Origin of the sequence: Uliginosibacterium sp. sgz301328 (assembly GCF_041807905.1) — a bacterium.
Taxonomy (GTDB): Bacteria; Pseudomonadota; Gammaproteobacteria; order Burkholderiales; family Rhodocyclaceae; genus JBGVSA01.
The window spans coordinates 35504-52670 of record NZ_JBGVSA010000004.1 but is presented as its reverse complement, the minus strand read 5'-3'; the positions used below and the strand labels follow the sequence as shown (position 1 = coordinate 52670).

The window sequence follows — 17167 nt, the reverse complement described above, 5'->3', positions numbered from 1 at the left end:
GCCATCAAGGCGCCCTCACCGAATCGGCGACCCGAACGGGTTCGCTGCTGTCCAGGACGAGGGCGTACGCAAGGTTGTTGAACACGCGGAAGACGAATACTAGCCCGTAGCGTTCTTCCGGCAATTCATATTTCTCAGCCTTGCCGTCGAGCTTGTATGCCACCTCGCCGCGATTGCGATACAGCGCCATGACGTGTCCGGGCTCGATGCCCTGCGCCTTGCCCAGGGACAACATCACCACGCCGTAGCGGCCGGTTTCCTCGAGGCCGTCATAGATGCTGACCACGTGCCCTTGGGTGGACGCCGCCGGCGCATGCGGCGGGAAGGACAGGATCTCGGCCTTGCCTGCCGGAAGCAGGCGGTCACCGCTATTGATTTCGTGCTTGCTCGACACCACCTGCAGGGCGGATGCCTGATTGCCGGAGCCCTGCGTGATCACGCGGGCCGTTCCCAGCAGCTTGGCCTCGTAGCCGAGCAATTGGCCGGAAACCGGGTCGTTGATGGGCGTGGCGCGGCGATACACCTGCCACAGGTCGATGCCGGGGGTGATGTTCTTGGCAAAGATGGTGTCGCCAGCGCCAGCGATCACGCGGCTTTCCTGGATGGCGACCACCGAGGCCAGATCTCGCGGCGCTTCGTCTTCGACGATCAACGGTTCGACCAGGAAGCCCTGGATGGCCCGCATCGGCACGCTGGCCAGCGGCGTATCCAGCGGCGTGGCATAGGCGCGCGGCTCCAGCTTCACGGTGCCGCCCGCGCCCTGGCTACCACGAATCGACAGGGTCGGGCCATTGCGGTCCAGTACGATCACCTGACCGGGGTAGATCCAGTGCGGATTGCGGATCTGTTCGCGATTCATGCGCCAGACTTCCGGCCAGCGCCAGGGTTGCTTGAGGAACTTGCCGGAGATGTCCCAGAGCGTGTCGCCCTTGACCACCGTATACGTATCCGGGGCATTGTCGGCCAGTTGGACTGGCGCCTGGCGGGCGGCGGCGGCCGTAGCAGGTTCGGCCGCAAAGCCGGGAACGGCAGCGTTGGCGAGGAGCGCCACCAGCAGCACGGATATAATTCGAATCATCAGCGAATGCCCCGAAAGAGTGAGCGCGCTGCGCTCGGATGCCGCCAGTCGGCAAGCTCGATTGTTGTGTTCTGTTGCGCGCGGGATATCTCCGTCCGCGCTATGGTCAACGTACACAGGCCCCGCGGGTGGCCGGGCTTATGCTGCGGACATTGATGTTTTCCGTTAGATTCTGCCCGTAAGCTATTTCTTACATCAAGGTTTTTTGGACAGTCGGACGAATGGCACTCCTGCCCATACTGCATTACCCGGACGAGCGTCTCCACAAGCGGGCCAAGCCCGTTGCCGTGGTGGATGAGCGCATCCGCACACTCGTGGCGAACATGGCCGAAACCATGTATGCCGCGCCCGGCATCGGCCTGGCGGCCACGCAAGTGGACGTACATGAACGCGTCGTCGTGATCGACATCAGCGAAGATAAGACGGATCTGCGCGCCTTCATCAACCCCGAGATCCTCGAGCGGCGCGGCGAGCAGACCTGCGAGGAAGGCTGCCTGTCGGTGCCCGGCATTTACGACACCGTCACCCGCTCCGAGTGGGTCAAGGTGCGCGCGCTCAACGAAAGAGGCGAGTCGTTCGAGCTCGAAACCGACGGCCTGCTGGCCGTGTGCATCCAGCACGAAATCGACCACCTCGACGGCAAGGTCTTCGTCGAATATCTCTCGCAACTCAAGCAAGGCCGCATCAAGACCAAGCTCGCCAAGCGGGCGCGCATCACGGCCTGATGCTGGCAGGGTCGCCCCTCGCGCGATCGTTCCGTCATCCGCGCTCGCTTCCCGAAGGGTCGCGGCGCGGCACACCTGGATGAGTCCCACATGAAGATCGCCTTTGCCGGCACGCCCGAATTCGCTGCCGTCGCGCTCCGCGCCATCCTCGACGCAGGCTTCGACGTGCCGCTGGTGCTGACCCAGCCGGATCGCCCGGCTGGCCGCGGCATGAGCCTGCAGGCCAGCCCGGTCAAGAAGCTCGCACTCGAACGCGGCATCGTCGTGGACCAGCCGGAGAAACTCCGCACGCCCGAACAGCGCGAACGCCTCGCCGCCTGCGCGCCGGACGTGCTGGTGGTGGCCGCCTACGGCCTGATCCTGCCGCAGGCCGTGCTGGACCTGCCGCGCCATGGCTGCCTGAACATCCACGCTTCGCTGTTGCCGCGCTGGCGCGGCGCCGCTCCGATCCATCGCGCCATCGAGGCGGGCGACGCCGAAACCGGCATCACGATCATGCAGATGGACGCTGGCCTCGATACCGGCGCCATGCTGTTGCGACGAGCCTTGCCCATCGACGCGGCGGACACCACGTCCACGCTGCACGACAAACTGGCGGCGCTCGGCGGCACGATGATCGTCGAGGCCCTGCGCGCGCTGCCCACGCTCACGCCGACGGCGCAACCCGAGGACGGCGTGACCTACGCCAGCAAGATCGCCAAGAGCGAATCGGCGCTCGACTTCACTGCCCCGGCCGAGACCCTCGCCCGCAAGCTGCGCGCGTTCGATCCCTTCCCGGGCGGCGCGGGCACCCTGCGCGGTACGGCACTCAAGCTGTGGCGGGGCGATGCGGTGGAGGGCGCGGGCACGCCGGGCGAAGTGCTCGCAGCCGATGACAGCGGCGTCGTGGTGGCCTGCGGCCAAGGCGCGCTGCGCCTGACCGAACTGCAGAAGCCGGGCAGCAAGCGCCTGCCAGCGGCAGACTTCCTGCGCGGTTTCGCCATTGCGGCAGGGGAACGCTTCGAGCCGGTCGCCGGCTGAAGCCACACATTCATCAACAACAGAAAAAGGGTCGCACCATGTTGCGTCTGATCGGCAACATCCTGTGGTTCGTGCTGGGTGGATTCTGTATGGGTCTGGCCTGGTGCCTCGCCGGCCTGGTCGCTTTCATTACGATCATCGGCATCCCGTGGGGCCGCGCCTGCTTCACGATTGCAGGATTTTCATTCTGGCCATTCGGCCGCGTAGCGGTGCCACGCCGCGAAGTCACCGGCCGCGACGACATCGGCACCGGGGTGCTGGGGCTGATCGGCAATATCGTGTGGTTTCTGCTCGCCGGCTGGTGGCTCGCCATCGGCCACGTCTGCGCAGCCATCGTCAATTTCGTGTCGATCATCGGCATTCCGTTCGGCATCCAGCATCTCAAGCTGGCCATGATCGCCCTCATGCCGATCGGCATGGCGGTCGTGCCGGTTCGCCGCTAAGACGCGATCAGCTACCGGCTGCCTCGTTCGGGTGCTACATCGCACCCACCGGGGTGCCTCACTTGCCGCCCAGCAATGCCCGCAAGTTGGCCAACTTGGCGCGGGCGTCTTCCTGCGAAACTGGCGGCGCGTCCTTGCCCGCGCGGCGCAGGCCGTCGCCCAGCTCTTCGATGAAGCGCGAAGGTTCCACCGTGCGGATTTCACCCGCGGCCTTGCGGCGCTCGCAATGGGTGATGGTCAGGCTTCTTTGCGCACGCGTGACGCCGACATACATCAGCCGGCGTTCCTCTTCCACCTGATCACCGTCGATGCTGCTCTGGTGCGGCAGCAGGCCTTCTTCGACGCCGATGAGAAACACGTGGGGAAATTCCAGTCCCTTCGAAGCATGCAGGGTCGCCAGTTGTACGGCGTCGACGTCCTCTTCGTCGCCCTTTTCGAGCATCGAGATCAGCGCCACCATCTGCGTGAGTTCGAGCAGATTCTTGCTGTCGGCCTCACCCTTGCGGCCAAGCCATTCGACGAGGTCGCGCACGTTCGACCACTTGGTCTCCGCTTCGCGCACCTCGCAGGTTTCCATCAGATGCGCTTCGTAGCCGATGGTGCGCAGCAGATCTTCGAGGATGCGCGCGGCCGGCTCGCGCGTCGCCCGGTATTCCAATGAATTGATGAAGTTGCCGAAGTTGCGCAGCACTTCGAGCTGGCGCGTGGGCACGTGTTCGGTCACGCCTTCCTCGAACACCGCCGCGAACAGACTGATATGCCGATGCCCTGCGTAGCGTCCGAGCGCTTCGAGCGTGGCCGCACCGACGCCCCGGCGCGGGGTCGTCACCGAACGGATGAACGCAAGGTCGTCGTCGCCATTGAGCATCAGGCGCAGATAGCACAGCACGTCCTTGATTTCGGCGCGCTCGAAAAAGCTCTGCCCGCCGCTCATGACATAAGGAATCTTGTGGTTGCGCAGTTGCTGCTCGATCAGCCGGGCCTGGTGATTGCCGCGATACAGGATGGCGTAATCGCTGAACTTGGTGCGGTGCTCGAAGCGGTGCGTGGAGATGCGCATCGCGACCAGTTCGGCCTCTTGCTCCGGATCGCGCGCCGCCACGATGTGGATCGGATCGCCATGGCCGTGTTCCGACCACAAAGTCTTCTCGAAAAGCTTCTCGTTGTTGGCGATGAGCGTGTTGGCTGCGTTCAGGATGCGGTTGGTCGAGCGGTAATTCTGTTCGAGCTTGATGACTTTCAGTTTGGGAAAGTCGCGCGGCAACTGGCGCAGGTTTTCCACGTCGGCGCCGCGCCAGCCGTAGATGGCCTGGTCGTCGTCGCCGACGGCGGTGAATGCCGCCCGGATACCCGTCAGCAGCTTGAGCAGTTTGTACTGCGCGGCGTTGGTGTCCTGGTACTCGTCGATGAGCAGATAACGCAGTTTGTTCTGCCAGCGCTCCAGCGCCTCCGGATGCTCTTCGAACAGCTTCACCGGCAGGCGGATGAGGTCGTCGAAGTCCACCGCCTGATACGCGCGCAGCGTCTGTTCGTAGGCCGGGTAGAGCTTGGCGGCTACCGCCGTCATGTCGTCGTTGACGAGTTTCACGGCCTCTTCGGGCGTGATCAGCGCGTTCTTCCAGCCCGAAATCGTCCACTGGATGCCGCGCGTGGTGGCCTTGTCGGTACTGCCGGCAATTTCCGCGACGATGGCGAGGATGTCGGATGAATCAAGGATCGAGAACTGCGGCTTGAGTCCGGCGAGCTTCGCCTCCTGCCGCACGATGCGCACGCCCAGCGCATGAAACGTGCATACCGTCAGCCCCTTGGCGCGCCCGTCGGTCAGCAGCTTGCCGACGCGCTCTTCCATCTCGCGTGCGGCCTTGTTGGTGAAAGTGATGGCCGCGATGTTGCGCGCCTCCATGCCGCACTCGGTGACCATGTAGGCGATCTTCTGCGTGATCACGCGCGTCTTGCCACTGCCCGCACCGGCCAGCACGAGGCAGGGGCCGTCGAGGTACTTGGTGGCTTCGCGTTGTTGCGGATTGAGGCGGTCGAGCACGGGCGGGTCTTTCTGGAGGGGGCGATGGATTTTACAGGCTCAGCCCCGCCTCTCTTCGTACCCGCCTGATTTCTCTGGGAATCCCATTATTTGGGACGATGAAATCACATATTGACACACGAATCGGAACCCACCTACATTTGTTCCCACTGTTCCGATACAGAAGAGCCCAAGCGTGAGCGATCTGCCCCAAGTCCACATTCCAGAATCCGACGAGAGCGACAAAGTAAGCGGCGCCCAGACGCTGTTGCGCGGCCTTTCGCTGCTCGAATGCGTCGCAGCCGGTGCGAGCGACGCGCGCAGCATCGGCGCCCGACTCGGTACACCGCGCAGCACCACCCATCGCATGCTATCGGCGCTCATGCGCGCCGGATACCTGCGCCAGTCGGCCATCGGCACTTACCTGTTGGGGCCGAAAGTCATCGAACTGGGCATCCGCGCCATGGAGCAACGCCCCATGGCCGCCGTCGCCCGGCCTTTCCTCGAAACGCTCGCCGCGCAGACCGGCGACACGGTGCACCTGGGTGTGCGCGAAGCGGCCGAGGTGTTCTACCTGGACAAGATCCCCGGCACGCGCGGGCTCGAAATGCGCTCGCGCGTGGGCTTTCGCATGCCGATCGCTTCCACCGGCATCGGACGCGCGCTGATGCTCGGCATCGACCCCAGCGCGTGGCCGACGCTGTACCAGTCGGCCATCGCCGCCAAACAGCGCGCTGGCGAATCGCCACTGCTTCCGCCCTGGGAGGAATACGAACGGACCATGGTCGGCTACTGCGAGCAGGGCTGGGTCATGGACCTTGAAGAAAACGAACTCGGCGTGCGCTGCGTGGCCGCTCCGCTGCATGACGCGCGGGGTACGGTGATCGGCGCCATCAGCGTGGCGACCGCCGTGCCCTACATGTCGCTCGAACGCATGCGCGAACTGGGGCCGGTGGTGCTGCAGGCCGCGCACGACATTTCCGTGGCACTGAACTGACATGAATACCAAGACATACGCCACAAGCCCCGCACTGCTGGCCCTCGACTGGGGCACCAGCAGCCTGCGCGCTTACCTGATGGATGCGCGCGGCACGATCCTCGACCAGCGCCGCGCCAGCCACGGCATCCAGCACCTGCCGACCGCGCCTTCGCGCAACGAAGGCTTTGCGCTGGCACTGGACACCATCGCCGGCGACTGGCTGCGCGAATGGCCGATGCTGCCGGCGGTCGCCAGCGGCATGGTCGGCAGCGCGCAGGGATGGCGCGAGGCGCCTTATGTGTCGTGCCCGGCCGGACTCGACGCCATCGCCCGCCATGCCGTGCCGGTGACGGCCAACGGGCGCACGCTGCATATCGCGCCCGGCGTGCTGTCCGATAGCGCCGATGCGCCGCCCGATGTCATGCGCGGCGAAGAAATCCAGGTGTTCGGCGCACTCGCGCTCGAACCCGCGCTGGCGGATGCCGCCTGCATCGTACTGCCCGGCACGCACAGCAAATGGGTCGGCATACAGGCTGCGCACATCGTCGGTTTCGCCAGTTACATGACGGGTGAGTTGTACGCCGTGCTGCGCGCGCACTCCACGCTCGGACTGATGATGGACGACAGCCAGGCGCCCGAAGGCTCCGGCTTCCAGCGCGGCGTGCGGGCTGCCACCACGGGGACCGCGGGCGATCTGCTGCACCAGCTTTTCGCGGCCCGCACGCTCGGACTCACCGCGCGTCTGCCACGCCATGAACTGGCGGATTACCTCTCGGGCCTGCTCATCGGCCACGAACTCGTCTCGGGCCTGGCGCGCAATGCGGCGCTGCTCGCCAGCGGCGCGCCTTTCGTGCTGGTGGGCGAACCGGCACTTTGTCGGCGCTACCAGCTCGCCCTGGAACTACTCGGCGGGCCCACGCCCCGTCTCATCGACAGCACCGCCCCGGCCGGCCTGCATGCGTTCTCGCGCGCGGCCGGGCTGCTTGCGGACTAAGGATCGACATGACAGACGCCACCTCAATCGCACAGGCTTTCGAAGCCGCCATGCGCCAGCTCCCGCTGGTCGCCATCCTGCGCGGACTCGCGCCACAGCAGGCGCTGCCGGTATCGCGCGCACTCTACGACGCGGGCTTCCGCCTGATCGAAGTGCCGCTCAATTCGCCGCAGCCGTTCGACAGCATCGCGCTGATCCGCAAGCAATTGCCCGCCGACGCACTGGTCGGCGCCGGCACGGTGCTGCGGGTCGACGATATTGCCCGCCTGCGCGACGTCGGCGGCCAACTGGTGGTGATGCCGCATTCCAACGGCGACATCATCCGCGCCACCAAGGCCGCCGGTCTTGTCAGCCTGCCCGGCGTGGTCTCGCCCGCCGAAGCGTTCGCGGCACTCGAAGCGGGCGCCGACGCGCTCAAGTTCTTCCCGGCCGAACTGGTCACGCCCGCCGTGCTCCGTGCCATGCGCGCAGTGCTGCCGCGCCACGTGCCGCTGCTGCCGGTCGGCGGCATCACGCCACAGGGCATGGCGCCCTTCGTTGCGGCAGGGGCGCATGGCTTCGGCCTCGGGTCGGCACTGTACGCACCGCATATGTCGGCCGACGACGTGGCCCGCAACGCCGCGGCTTTCGTTGAAGCGTGGCGCGGCCTGGATGGCCGGCCCGGTGCACACATGCCCTGATTTGTTTTTTTTTCGCCGCGAAAAAGAGCCAGGTGGCCGGCGCGGCGCGAACACTGTCCACATAGGAGGAGCCAACCATGAAGCACACACGTTTCTTCACGCAACTGGCGGCGGCGCTCGCCTCGGTTGCGATGCTCTCTGCGCCCGTCAAGGCAGCGGAGTACCCGACCAAACAGATCGAGCTGGTCGTGTCGTACGCCGCCGGCGGCGGCACCGACCTGGTGGCGCGCGCCTATGCCGACGCCATCAACAAGCATCTGCCCAAATCGGTCGGTGTGGTGAACAAACCCGGCGGCAGCGGCGCGCTGGGCCTGACCGAAGTCGCCCGCGCCCGCCCGGACGGTTACAAGATCGCCATGGGCGTGGTCGAAATGACGACACTGCCGTCGCTGGGCATGGGTCGCTTCTCGATCGATGACTTCGCACCGATCGCCCGCCTGAACGCCGAACCTTCCGCCATCACCGTGCAGGCCGATGCGCCGTGGAAGACCTACGAGGAATTCATGGCCTACGCCAAGGCCAACCCGGGCAAGGTGCGCATCGGCAACTCCGGCACGGGCGCCATCTGGCACCTGGCCGCCGCCGCGCTGGAGCAGAAGACCGGCGTCAAGTTCAACCACGTGCCCTTCGACGGCGCAGCGCCCGCCGTTGCAGCCCTGCTTGGTGGTCACATCGAAGCCGTGGCGGTCAGTCCGGCCGAGGTCGTCGCCCAGGTGCAGGCCGGCAAGCTCAAGTCGTTGGTGGTGATGGGCGACGCCCGCGCCAAGGGCTTCGAGCAGGTGCCGACGCTGAAGGAAAAGGGCGTCGATCTGTCCATCGGCACGTGGCGCGGCATCGTCGCGCCGAAGGGTACGCCGAAGGAAGTGCTGGAGGTGCTCAAGACCGCCACCAAGAAAGCCACTGACGAACAGGGCTTCCGTGATGCGCTGGCCAAGATGAACCTGACCTTCGCCTACCTGGACGCCGATGCCTTCGGCGCCGCCATCAAGAAGGACGAAGCCTTCTTCAGCACCCTGATCGGCCAACTCGGCCTGAAGAAGTAACGCAACGCTGTACCACCCGGCGCGCCCCGCAAGGCGCGCCGCTTAGCACCCTGGAGATTTTCACCATGGCTGAATCCCGCGACCCCGCTGCGCAGGACAATGGCATTCTTGCACGCATCGGCCGGCGCTCCGACGTCGTCGTTGGCGTGCTGCTGATCCTCATCGCCCTCGCGACCATCGTTGAGTCTCGCAGCTTCCCGACCACCGCCGTGGCCACCGACATTGGCGCGGGAGCATTCCCGACAGCCTTCGCCGGCATCCTGATCGTGCTGTGCGTGCTGCTCATTTTCAATCACTTCAGCCATGGCGCGCTGCCGGACGCCACCGATCCGATCGGTACGGAGGAATCGGAAGCGCTGGCCGAACCGACGGGTCCGATCAATTACCTCAACCCTGTGCTCGGCGTACTGCTGACCGTGGCCTACGTGGCGGCCATCTCGTGGGCCGGGTATCTCGTGACCACGCCGATCTTCATGTTCGTGCTGATGCAGGTGCTGGGTTTCCGGCGTGTGGTGCCGGGCCTGGTGATCGCGCTTGGCGTGACCTTCGGGCTGTATCTCATCTTCGATGTCGGCATGTCGGTGGCGCTGCCCACGGGCACGCTGTTCGACTGACGCAACGCGGAACACAGGTGTACTCATGCTAGGAATGGACCTACTCGCGCAAGGCGCGGCCAATCTCGCGGCGCACCCGCAGGCAATCCTGTTCGCCGTCGTTGGCACGGCCTTCGGCATCGTCATCGGTGCGCTACCCGGCCTGACGGCCACCATGGGGGTGGCCATCATGCTGCCCTTCACGTTCGGCATGGAGCCGGTGTCAGCCCTTCTGCTGCTGGCCGGCATCCACTTCGGCGGCGTCTATGCCGGCTCGATCACCGCCATCCTGCTGCGCATCCCCGGCACGCCGGCGGCCGCGGCCACCGCCATCGACGGCTATGCGCTGACCAAGAAAGGGCAGGCGGGGCTGGCCTTGGGCACGGCGACGTTCTCATCCTTCATCGGCGGCACGATCAGCATACTGGCGCTGATCTTTCTGTCGCCCGTGCTGGCCGGCTGGGCGCTCAAGTTCAGCGCGGCGGAGAGCTTTGCGCTGGCCTGCTTCGGGCTGTCGATCATCGCCAGCGTGGCCGGCGAATCGTTGCTCAAGGGGCTGATCGCAGGCATGGTCGGCCTGCTGGTGTCGACCATCGGGCTGGACCCCATGGGCGGCTTTCCGCGCTTCACGGGCGGCATGGATGAACTCATGGACGTGAAGTTCATTCCCGTCATGATCGGCCTGTTCGCCGCGGCCGAGGCTTTCAAGTCGATGGAAAAGAGCGACCTCACCGCCCGCGTGAAGGCCACCATCGGCCGGGTCATTCCACCGTGGTCGGTGTTCAAGGGGCTGATCCTCACCATCCTGCGCTCGTCGGGCCTGGGCGTGATCGTCGGCATCATTCCGGGTGCGGGCGCGGACATCGCCGCCTTCGTCGCATACAACGAGACCAAGCGTTTCTCCAAGACGCCGGAGAACTTCGGCAAGGGCGAACTCAAGGCCGTGGCCGCCTGCGAATCGGGCGCCAACGGCTGCACCGGCGGCGACCTGCTGCCGATGCTCACGCTGGGCATTCCCGGTGACGCGGTGACCGCCGTGATGATGGGCGCGCTCATCCTGCAAGGTCTGCAACCCGGCCCGCTGCTGTTCAAGGAACACGGCGACATGATCTACACGGTCTTCGCCGGCATGCTGTTCTGCTACGTGATGATGCTGATCCTCGGGCTGGCGTCGCTGCGCATCATCGGCCGCGTCATCCAGATGCCGCAGTCGATCCTCACGGTCGGCATTCTCGTGCTGAGCGTGGTGGGCACCTACGCCATCGGCAACAGCATGTTCGACGTGGGCGTGATGCTGCTGTCGGGCGTCATCGGCTACTTCATGCAGAAGTGGGGCTATCCGGCCTCGCCCGTGGTGCTGGCGCTGATCATGGGGCCGATCGCCGAGAGCAACTATCGTCGCGCCCTGTCGATGTCCAACGGCAGCATCGACTTCCTCTACACGCGCCCGATCACCGTCGTGCTGCTCCTGCTGGCGATCGTCACGCTGGCCGCACCCATCGTCGGCGGCATCATCAAGCATCGTCGCCGCAGGCTGGCCGCGGCCTGAGGCCGCCCCGTACGGACGGGCAGCACGTGCCCGTCCGTCACAAAGCATGTTGTCTCCCGCGCTAGACTCTGCCACCGGGCGGGCCCGGACCTGCGGCGGAGAGACACGATGGCAGCATCAACTGCGAGGGTGACGTCGGACAAACGGCCGTACGTCACCGTCGTCATCCCCACGACTTGCGAATCGGCGCGCGCCGGCCTGCTGCCGGACGCCATTGACAGCGCCCTGAGCCAGCGCGACGTCGCCGTTGAAGTCGTCGTCGTGGTCAATGGCGCGCGGGTCGACGAATCGCTCCTTGCGCGACTGCCGTGGCAGGCGACGATCCTTCGGCGCGCCGAGGGAAACGTGTCCGCCGCGCGCCATGCCGGCCGGCAGGCAGCCCAAGGAGAATTCACCTGTTTCGTGGATGACGACGACCGGCTCCTGCCGGACGCCTTGCGCATTCGCCTTGCCGTGGCGGCGGCACACCCGGACGCGGACGTCATCGTCACCAACGGTCTTGAATCCAGCGACGGCGTCGAGACTCCGCTGGTCGCGCCGGGCCGCGCCGACGAAATCAACCGCGACCCGCGCGCCAGCCTCCTGCGCGCCAACTGGTTCGGTTCATCCGCGATCATGGTGCGCAACGCCACCGTGTCATCGGATGTCTTTGCCTTCGATCTGCGCTACTTCGAATGGACGTGGTTGCTGTTCGCGCTGCTCGCGCAGGGCAAGCGCGTGCACTACGACGAAGCGATGACGTTCTGGCGCAGCGGCGACAATCCTTTGTCGGCCTCGCGCAGCGCAAAGTACTTCGCCGCCTATCCGGCGTTCCTGCGCGAACTGGGAAGGCTGCCCATGTCGGCGGCACATCGGCGTGCCATCGAATCGAAATACCAGACCGCGCTCAACACGCTTTCCAACCAAGCGTTGCAGGACGGCGAACTTGGCCGTGCCTGGCAACTGCACTGGCAATGCCTGTCGGATGGCGGCTGGCGCTACGCCCCCTACACGCGACATCTCATCCGCCAGTCGATGCGCCGTTAGGGCAGGATTTTCGACGCCCCTTGCGGACGGATTTCCTTGTTGGCCCGCCCGCACGGTCGGGATAATCGCCCCGCCCCCCAAAAAGACCCCGCAACGGAGCCCGCCTCATGCGCGTCATGACCCAGCACGAAACGTTGCGATTCATCGACGAGTACCGCGAACTCTTCGACGCCGAAGCACGCCGCAATCCGTTCATGTGCGCAGCGTGGATGCGACTGTTCGTCCAGCACATTGCCACCGGAGCGTGGTCATTCTTCGCCCCGGTCGCCGACGACGGCCGCAGCCTGATGCTCTTCTACAGCGACGACGGGCGTCGCACCTGGCACGCCGTGGCCAACTACTACACCTCGCTGCATTCCCCGCTGGTCAGCACGCTCGACGCAGGTGCGGCGCGCCAGCGCGCCATCACGGCGCTGGTCGAACAGATCGCCACCTACCGCCCGCGCCCGGCGATTCTCGATCTCGCGCCGCTCGATGAGGACGACGGCGATACGCAATCGCTGCGTCAGGCGCTGGCCGCGCGCGGATGGCTGACCCGCCAGTACGACCGGTTCGGCAACTGGTACCTGCCCTGCAAAGGTGTTTCGTTCAGCGACTACATGGCCGCACGCGACTCGCAAACCCGCAACACCTGGACGCGCAAGAAAAAGCAGTTCGCCGCCAATGGCGAGGCGCGGCTGGAAATCGTGCAGGCACCTGCAGACGTGCCGCGTGCCATGGACGCCTATGAGCGCATCTATGCGCTGAGCTGGAAGCAGCCCGAGCCGTACGCCGGCTTCGTGCGCGACTGGGCCATGGCCTGCGCGCAACACGGCTGGCTGCGGCTCGGCCTGGCGTGGCAGGGGGACGTGCCCATCGCCGCACAGTTCTGGTTCACGCTGCACGGGCGCGCCAGCATCTTCAAGCTCGCCTACGATCAGGAATACGCCAGGCTGTCGGCCGGCACGGTGCTGTCCGCCCACCTGTTCGAATACGCGCTCGATCATGACCGCGTGAGCGAGATCGACTACCTCACGGGCGACGACCCTTACAAGCGATCGTGGATGGGCGCACGCCGCCAGCGCATCGGCCTGGTCGCCTGCAACCCCATGACCCTGCGCGGCATCGCCGCCGGCGCGCGCGAGATGGCCGGTCAGATGCGCCAGCGCCTGCGGCGGTCTCCGTCCACGCAGACCGATACCGAACCAGATCGCTAGCCGCTCGGGGCGGTCTGCGTTTCCATGCGGGCAACCGCGTCCCGTCGCGCCTTGGCAATGCTGGCTTGAAATTAACTAAATCATTAATTAGTGTACGCGCCATGCTGTCCAGAAAAGCCCCCCAGCGCCATGCCGTCGGCCGTCCCGTCGCCTCCGACGGCGCCGCTGCGCGCGAACGCCTGCTCGACGCCACGCTGTCGCTCATTGCCGATCAGGGCGTGGCCGCAACATCCATCGCGCAGATCGCCAAGCACGCTGGCGTCACGCCAGCGATGGTGCATTACTACTTCAAGAACCGCGAGTTGCTCTTCGACGCCGTCGTCGATGAACGCCTGGCGCCGGTGATCGCCAACGTATGGAACCCCGTCCAGCAGAGCGCCGACCCCTTCGACGCCGTGGAAGGAATCGTCCGGCGCATTGCCGAAGCCGCCCGCAATGTGCCGCAGATCCCCGCGTTGTGGCTGCGCGAGGTCATCAGCGATGGCGGCCAATTGCGTCAGCGCGTGCTGCCGCGATTACCGTCGGACAAGCTGCAGGTGCTCAACGCACTGATCGCGCAGGGGCAGCGCGAAGGACGCATCAACCCGCGGCTCGACGCGCGATACATGTTCATGTCGGTGGTCGGCCTGACCATGATGCCGCTGGCGGTATCGTCGGTCTTCGTCCACATCACCGGCCAGGCCATCGACGTCGACGCCCTCGTCGAGCATGTCGTATCACTGCTGCGCCATGGCATGGATACGCCGCACGCATCCACCCGGAGAAGCTGACATGTCCCCCATCCGCGCTTCGCACTACGCCCTGCTGGCACTCATGCCAGCGCTCATCGCCGCATGCTCGGAGCCGGCGCGCGATACCTACCAGGGCTACATCGAAGGAGAGTTCGTGAACCTGGCCTCATCGCAGGGCGGACGGCTGGAAAAGCTCGACGTCGCGCGAGGACAGCAGGTCGCCGCCGACGCGCCGCTGTTCGTACTGGAGTCCGCCGACGAGACCGCCGGCGTCCAGCAGGCCGCCCGCCAGCTCTCGGCAGCCGAGGCGCAACTGGCGGACATCCGCGTCGGCAAGCGTCCGCAAGAGATCGACGTCACCCGCGCCCAACTGGTACAGGCCGAAGCCAACGCACGCAAGGCAGCGTTGCAGCTCACGCGGGACGAAGGGCAACTGCGCATCGGCGGCATCGCGCAGGCGCAACTGGATGAATCGCGCGCGCAGGCCGAAGCCACTGCGGCGCAGGTCCGTCAGTTGCGCAGCCAGTTGGCGGTGGATGCACTGCCCAGTCGCAGCGAACAGATCCGCGCGCAGTCCGCGCAGGTCGATGCGGCCCGCGCCGCGCTCGCGCAGGCGCAATGGCGGCTCGACCAGAAGACGGTCGCGGCGCCGGCTGCCGGCCTGGTCTACGACACGCTGTTCCGCCGTGGCGAATGGGTCGCCGCGGGCAACGCCGTGGTACGCATGCTGCCGCCAGAAAACGTGAAGGTGCGCTTCTTCGTGCCGCAGGGTGTGGTGGGCAGTATCGCGCCGGGCCGGGCGCTCACCATCCGCTGCGACGGATGCGAAGCGCCGGTCGATGCGCGCGTCACCTTCATCTCCAACGAGGCCGAATTCACACCACCCGTCATCTACAGCAACGAAAACCGCGCCAAGCTGGTGTTCATGATCGAAGCGCGCCCGACGCCCGCCGATGCGCCGCGCCTGCGTCCGGGTCAGCCCGTCGAGGTTGTCCTCAAGTGAGCGGACGCGACGATACCCTTGTCATCGACGTCAAGGGGCTGAACAAGCACTTCGGCGACAAGCACGTCGTCAACGACGTGTCGCTGCAGGTGCGGCGTGGCGAGATCTTCGGCTTTCTCGGTCCCAACGGCAGCGGCAAGACGACCTCCATCCGCATGATGTGCGGCCTGCTCACGCCCGATTCGGGCAGCGGCACCTGCCTGGGCTACGACATCGTGCGCGAGAGCGACCAGATCAAGCGGCACGTCGGCTACATGACGCAGAAGTTCTCGTACTGGGACGACCTGACGATCCGCGAGAACCTCGACTTCGTCGCGCGCGTGTACGGCATGGCGCGGCGGCGCGAAGCCGTCGACAAAGCGCTCGAAGGCTTGCGGCTGACCTCGCGCGCCAACCAGCTCACCGGTTCGCTGTCGGGGGGATGGAAGCAGCGGCTCGCGCTGGCGGCATGCATGCTGCATGAACCCCGACTGCTGCTGCTCGACGAACCCACCGCCGGCGTCGATCCCACAGCGCGGCGCGACTTCTGGGAAGAACTGCACCAGCTCGCCGCGCAGGGCATTTCGGTACTGGTCAGCACGCACTACATGGACGAAGCCGAGCGTTGCCACAAGCTGGCCTACATCGCCTACGGCAAGCTGCTCGCACAGGGTGTGGCCGCCAACATCATCGCCGGCCAGGGGCTGCATACCTTCACGCTGCACGGCGACCGTCTGGTCGAACTGTCTGCGCGCCTGCGCCAGACGCCGGGCGTGGACCAGACGGTCGCCTTCGGTTCCGCGCTGCACGTGAGCGGGCGCGACGCCGCCGCGCTCGAACGCGCCATCCGCGAAGTCGCCGGGCAGGACGCACGCATCGAGCCTGCCGAAACCTCGCTCGAAGACGTCTTCATCTACATGATGGCGCAGTCGCAGGACAACTTCGGAGGGCAGGCATGATGCGGCATTTCGATGGATTCTCCTTCGCGCGCTGGTGGAGCATCGTGCTCAAGGAATTCCTCCAGCTCCGGCGCGACCGCATCACGTTCGGCATGATCGTCGGCATCCCGATCATCCAGCTCACGCTCTTCGGTTTTGCCATCAACACCGACCCCAAGCATCTGCCCACCGCGATCATCGCCGCCGATCAAAGCGAGTTCACGCGCAGCGTGGTCGCAGCGATGAAGAACTCCGCCTACTTCGCCATCACCGAACAACTGGCGACCGAAGAGGAAGGCCGCGCCGCACTCGCGCAAGGGCGCGTGCAGTTCGTCCTCAACATACCGACCGATTTCACCCGGCGCCTGTTGCGCGGTGAGCGTCCCGCCATGCTCATCGAAGCCGACGCCACCGATCCGACCGCCACGGGCACCGCGCTGTCGGCCGTCAACCAGATCGTGCATAACGTGTCGCAGCGCGACGCCGTCGGCGCACTGGCACATCTGCAGGGCCGGCCCGATCCGTTCGAGATCCGCGTGCACCGCCTCTACAACCCGGAGAACAACTCGCAGTTCAACACCGTGCCGGGCCTGATGGGCGTCGTGCTGACGATGACGCTGGTGATGATGACGGGGCTGGCGATGACGCGCGAACGCGAGCGCGGCACCATGGAAAACCTGCTCGCCACGCCGGTGAAACCCATCGAAGTCATGAGCGGCAAGATCGTGCCCTACATCGCCATCGGGCTGCTGCAGGCAAGCATCATCCTGATCGCGGCGCACTTCGTCTTCGGCGTGCCGTTCATGGGCAGCATCGTGGCGGTGTACCTGGCCGCGCTGCTGTTCATTGCCGCCAACCTCACGGTCGGCATCACGCTGTCATCGCTGGCGCAGAACCAGTTGCAGGCGATGCAGATGACGGTCTTCTACTTCTTGCCCAGCCTGCTGCTGTCCGGCTTCATGTTTCCCTTCCGCGGCATGCCGGTGTGGGCGCAGTACATCGGCAACGTGCTGCCGCTGACGTATTTCAACCGGCTCATCCGCGGCATTCTGCTCAAGGGCAACGATTGGGCCGACCTGTGGCCCAACGTATGGCCGATCGCCGTGTTCGGCATCGTGATGATGGCGGTGGCGGTGCGTTTCTACCGGCGCACGCTTGATTGAGGACATG

Annotated in this window: 17 protein-coding genes; 15 read left to right on the top strand and 2 right to left on the bottom strand. The window is 65.8% G+C overall.

Features of this window, described 5'->3' with window-relative positions; translation table 11 throughout:
• Positions 1-4 precede the first annotated feature (4 nt).
• Positions 5-1078 carry a LysM peptidoglycan-binding domain-containing protein gene (locus ACDA63_RS04170; protein WP_373661924.1) on the bottom strand — a complete coding sequence of 358 codons (1074 nt, stop codon included), beginning with the start codon at positions 1076-1078 and terminating at the stop codon, positions 5-7.
• A gap of 221 nt (positions 1079-1299) precedes the next feature.
• Here ACDA63_RS04170 and def point away from each other — a divergent pair, with 221 nt between their 5' ends.
• The 3 genes from def to ACDA63_RS04155 all read left to right on the top strand — a co-directional run bounded on the left by def (position 1300) and on the right by ACDA63_RS04155 (position 3266).
• On the top strand, positions 1300-1803 hold the full coding sequence (def, locus tag ACDA63_RS04165; RefSeq protein ID WP_373661923.1) for a peptide deformylase: 504 nt from the start codon (positions 1300-1302) through the stop codon (positions 1801-1803).
• A gap of 90 nt (positions 1804-1893) precedes the next feature.
• Positions 1894-2823 carry a methionyl-tRNA formyltransferase gene (gene fmt, locus ACDA63_RS04160; protein ID WP_373661922.1) on the top strand — a complete coding sequence of 310 codons (930 nt, stop codon included), beginning with the start codon at positions 1894-1896 and terminating at the stop codon, positions 2821-2823.
• Between the two features lie 38 nt (positions 2824-2861).
• A complete protein-coding gene (locus ACDA63_RS04155) occupies positions 2862-3266 on the top strand; it encodes a YccF domain-containing protein (RefSeq protein WP_373661921.1) in 405 nt (134 codons plus the stop codon).
• A gap of 58 nt (positions 3267-3324) precedes the next feature.
• Here the strand turns inward: ACDA63_RS04155 and ACDA63_RS04150 are convergent, their stop codons facing one another.
• Positions 3325-5307 carry a UvrD-helicase domain-containing protein gene (locus ACDA63_RS04150; RefSeq protein WP_373661920.1) on the bottom strand — a complete coding sequence of 661 codons (1983 nt, stop codon included), beginning with the start codon at positions 5305-5307 and terminating at the stop codon, positions 3325-3327.
• Between the two features lie 175 nt (positions 5308-5482).
• On the opposite strand from ACDA63_RS04150, the gene ACDA63_RS04145 reads away from it, so the two are divergent.
• The 12 genes from ACDA63_RS04145 to ACDA63_RS04090 all read left to right on the top strand — a co-directional run bounded on the left by ACDA63_RS04145 (position 5483) and on the right by ACDA63_RS04090 (position 17160).
• On the top strand, positions 5483-6283 hold the full coding sequence (locus ACDA63_RS04145; RefSeq protein WP_373661919.1) for an IclR family transcriptional regulator: 801 nt from the start codon (positions 5483-5485) through the stop codon (positions 6281-6283).
• Position 6284: 1 nt separating this feature from the next.
• On the top strand, positions 6285-7259 hold the full coding sequence (locus tag ACDA63_RS04140; protein ID WP_373661918.1) for a 2-dehydro-3-deoxygalactonokinase: 975 nt from the start codon (positions 6285-6287) through the stop codon (positions 7257-7259).
• An 8-nt stretch (positions 7260-7267) separates the two neighbouring features.
• Complete coding sequence (locus ACDA63_RS04135) at positions 7268-7939, top strand: 2-dehydro-3-deoxy-6-phosphogalactonate aldolase (RefSeq protein ID WP_373661917.1); 672 nt, start codon at positions 7268-7270, stop codon at positions 7937-7939.
• 77 nt (positions 7940-8016) lie between these two features.
• A complete protein-coding gene (locus ACDA63_RS04130; protein ID WP_373661916.1) occupies positions 8017-8982 on the top strand; it encodes a Bug family tripartite tricarboxylate transporter substrate binding protein in 966 nt (321 codons plus the stop codon).
• Positions 8983-9047: 65 nt separating this feature from the next.
• Positions 9048-9596, top strand: coding sequence for a tripartite tricarboxylate transporter TctB family protein (locus ACDA63_RS04125; RefSeq protein WP_373661915.1), 549 nt, complete (start codon positions 9048-9050; stop codon positions 9594-9596).
• A 25-nt stretch (positions 9597-9621) separates the two neighbouring features.
• Entirely contained in the window at positions 9622-11124 is a 1503-nt protein-coding gene (locus tag ACDA63_RS04120) for a tripartite tricarboxylate transporter permease (protein ID WP_373661914.1), read from the top strand.
• A 108-nt stretch (positions 11125-11232) separates the two neighbouring features.
• Positions 11233-12150 carry a glycosyltransferase family 2 protein gene (locus ACDA63_RS04115; RefSeq protein WP_373661913.1) on the top strand — a complete coding sequence of 306 codons (918 nt, stop codon included), beginning with the start codon at positions 11233-11235 and terminating at the stop codon, positions 12148-12150.
• A 107-nt stretch (positions 12151-12257) separates the two neighbouring features.
• Positions 12258-13346 carry a GNAT family N-acetyltransferase gene (locus ACDA63_RS04110; protein WP_373661912.1) on the top strand — a complete coding sequence of 363 codons (1089 nt, stop codon included), beginning with the start codon at positions 12258-12260 and terminating at the stop codon, positions 13344-13346.
• A 101-nt stretch (positions 13347-13447) separates the two neighbouring features.
• A complete protein-coding gene (locus ACDA63_RS04105; protein ID WP_373661911.1) occupies positions 13448-14116 on the top strand; it encodes a TetR/AcrR family transcriptional regulator in 669 nt (222 codons plus the stop codon).
• Between the two features lies 1 nt (position 14117).
• Positions 14118-15080 (top strand): HlyD family secretion protein, encoded by a 963-nt coding sequence (locus ACDA63_RS04100; protein ID WP_373661910.1) that lies wholly within the window; start codon positions 14118-14120, stop codon positions 15078-15080.
• Positions 15077-16018, top strand: a complete 942-nt coding sequence (locus tag ACDA63_RS04095) for an ABC transporter ATP-binding protein (RefSeq protein WP_373661909.1) — start codon at positions 15077-15079, stop codon at positions 16016-16018. The genes ACDA63_RS04100 and ACDA63_RS04095 overlap by 4 nt, the downstream gene beginning before the upstream one ends.
• Positions 16015-17160 (top strand): ABC transporter permease, encoded by a 1146-nt coding sequence (locus ACDA63_RS04090; RefSeq protein ID WP_373661908.1) that lies wholly within the window; start codon positions 16015-16017, stop codon positions 17158-17160. The genes ACDA63_RS04095 and ACDA63_RS04090 overlap by 4 nt, the downstream gene beginning before the upstream one ends.
• Positions 17161-17167 lie beyond the last annotated feature (7 nt).

Excerpts from the sequence above, each read along its gene's own strand:
- ACDA63_RS04170 (WP_373661924.1), bottom strand. The coding sequence starts at position 1,078 with ATGATTCGAATTATATCCGTGCTGCTGGTGGCGCTCCTCGCCAACGCT.
- def (WP_373661923.1), top strand. The coding sequence starts at position 1,300 with ATGGCACTCCTGCCCATACTGCATTACCCGGACGAGCGTCTCCACAAG.
- fmt (WP_373661922.1), top strand. The coding sequence starts at position 1,894 with ATGAAGATCGCCTTTGCCGGCACGCCCGAATTCGCTGCCGTCGCGCTC.
- ACDA63_RS04155 (WP_373661921.1), top strand. The coding sequence starts at position 2,862 with ATGTTGCGTCTGATCGGCAACATCCTGTGGTTCGTGCTGGGTGGATTC.
- ACDA63_RS04140 (WP_373661918.1), top strand. The coding sequence starts at position 6,285 with ATGAATACCAAGACATACGCCACAAGCCCCGCACTGCTGGCCCTCGAC.
- ACDA63_RS04135 (WP_373661917.1), top strand. The coding sequence starts at position 7,268 with ATGACAGACGCCACCTCAATCGCACAGGCTTTCGAAGCCGCCATGCGC.
- ACDA63_RS04130 (WP_373661916.1), top strand. The coding sequence starts at position 8,017 with ATGAAGCACACACGTTTCTTCACGCAACTGGCGGCGGCGCTCGCCTCG.
- ACDA63_RS04125 (WP_373661915.1), top strand. The coding sequence starts at position 9,048 with ATGGCTGAATCCCGCGACCCCGCTGCGCAGGACAATGGCATTCTTGCA.
- ACDA63_RS04120 (WP_373661914.1), top strand. The coding sequence starts at position 9,622 with ATGCTAGGAATGGACCTACTCGCGCAAGGCGCGGCCAATCTCGCGGCG.
- ACDA63_RS04115 (WP_373661913.1), top strand. The coding sequence starts at position 11,233 with ATGGCAGCATCAACTGCGAGGGTGACGTCGGACAAACGGCCGTACGTC.
- ACDA63_RS04110 (WP_373661912.1), top strand. The coding sequence starts at position 12,258 with ATGCGCGTCATGACCCAGCACGAAACGTTGCGATTCATCGACGAGTAC.
- ACDA63_RS04105 (WP_373661911.1), top strand. The coding sequence starts at position 13,448 with ATGCTGTCCAGAAAAGCCCCCCAGCGCCATGCCGTCGGCCGTCCCGTC.
- ACDA63_RS04100 (WP_373661910.1), top strand. The coding sequence starts at position 14,118 with ATGTCCCCCATCCGCGCTTCGCACTACGCCCTGCTGGCACTCATGCCA.
- ACDA63_RS04090 (WP_373661908.1), top strand. The coding sequence starts at position 16,015 with ATGATGCGGCATTTCGATGGATTCTCCTTCGCGCGCTGGTGGAGCATC.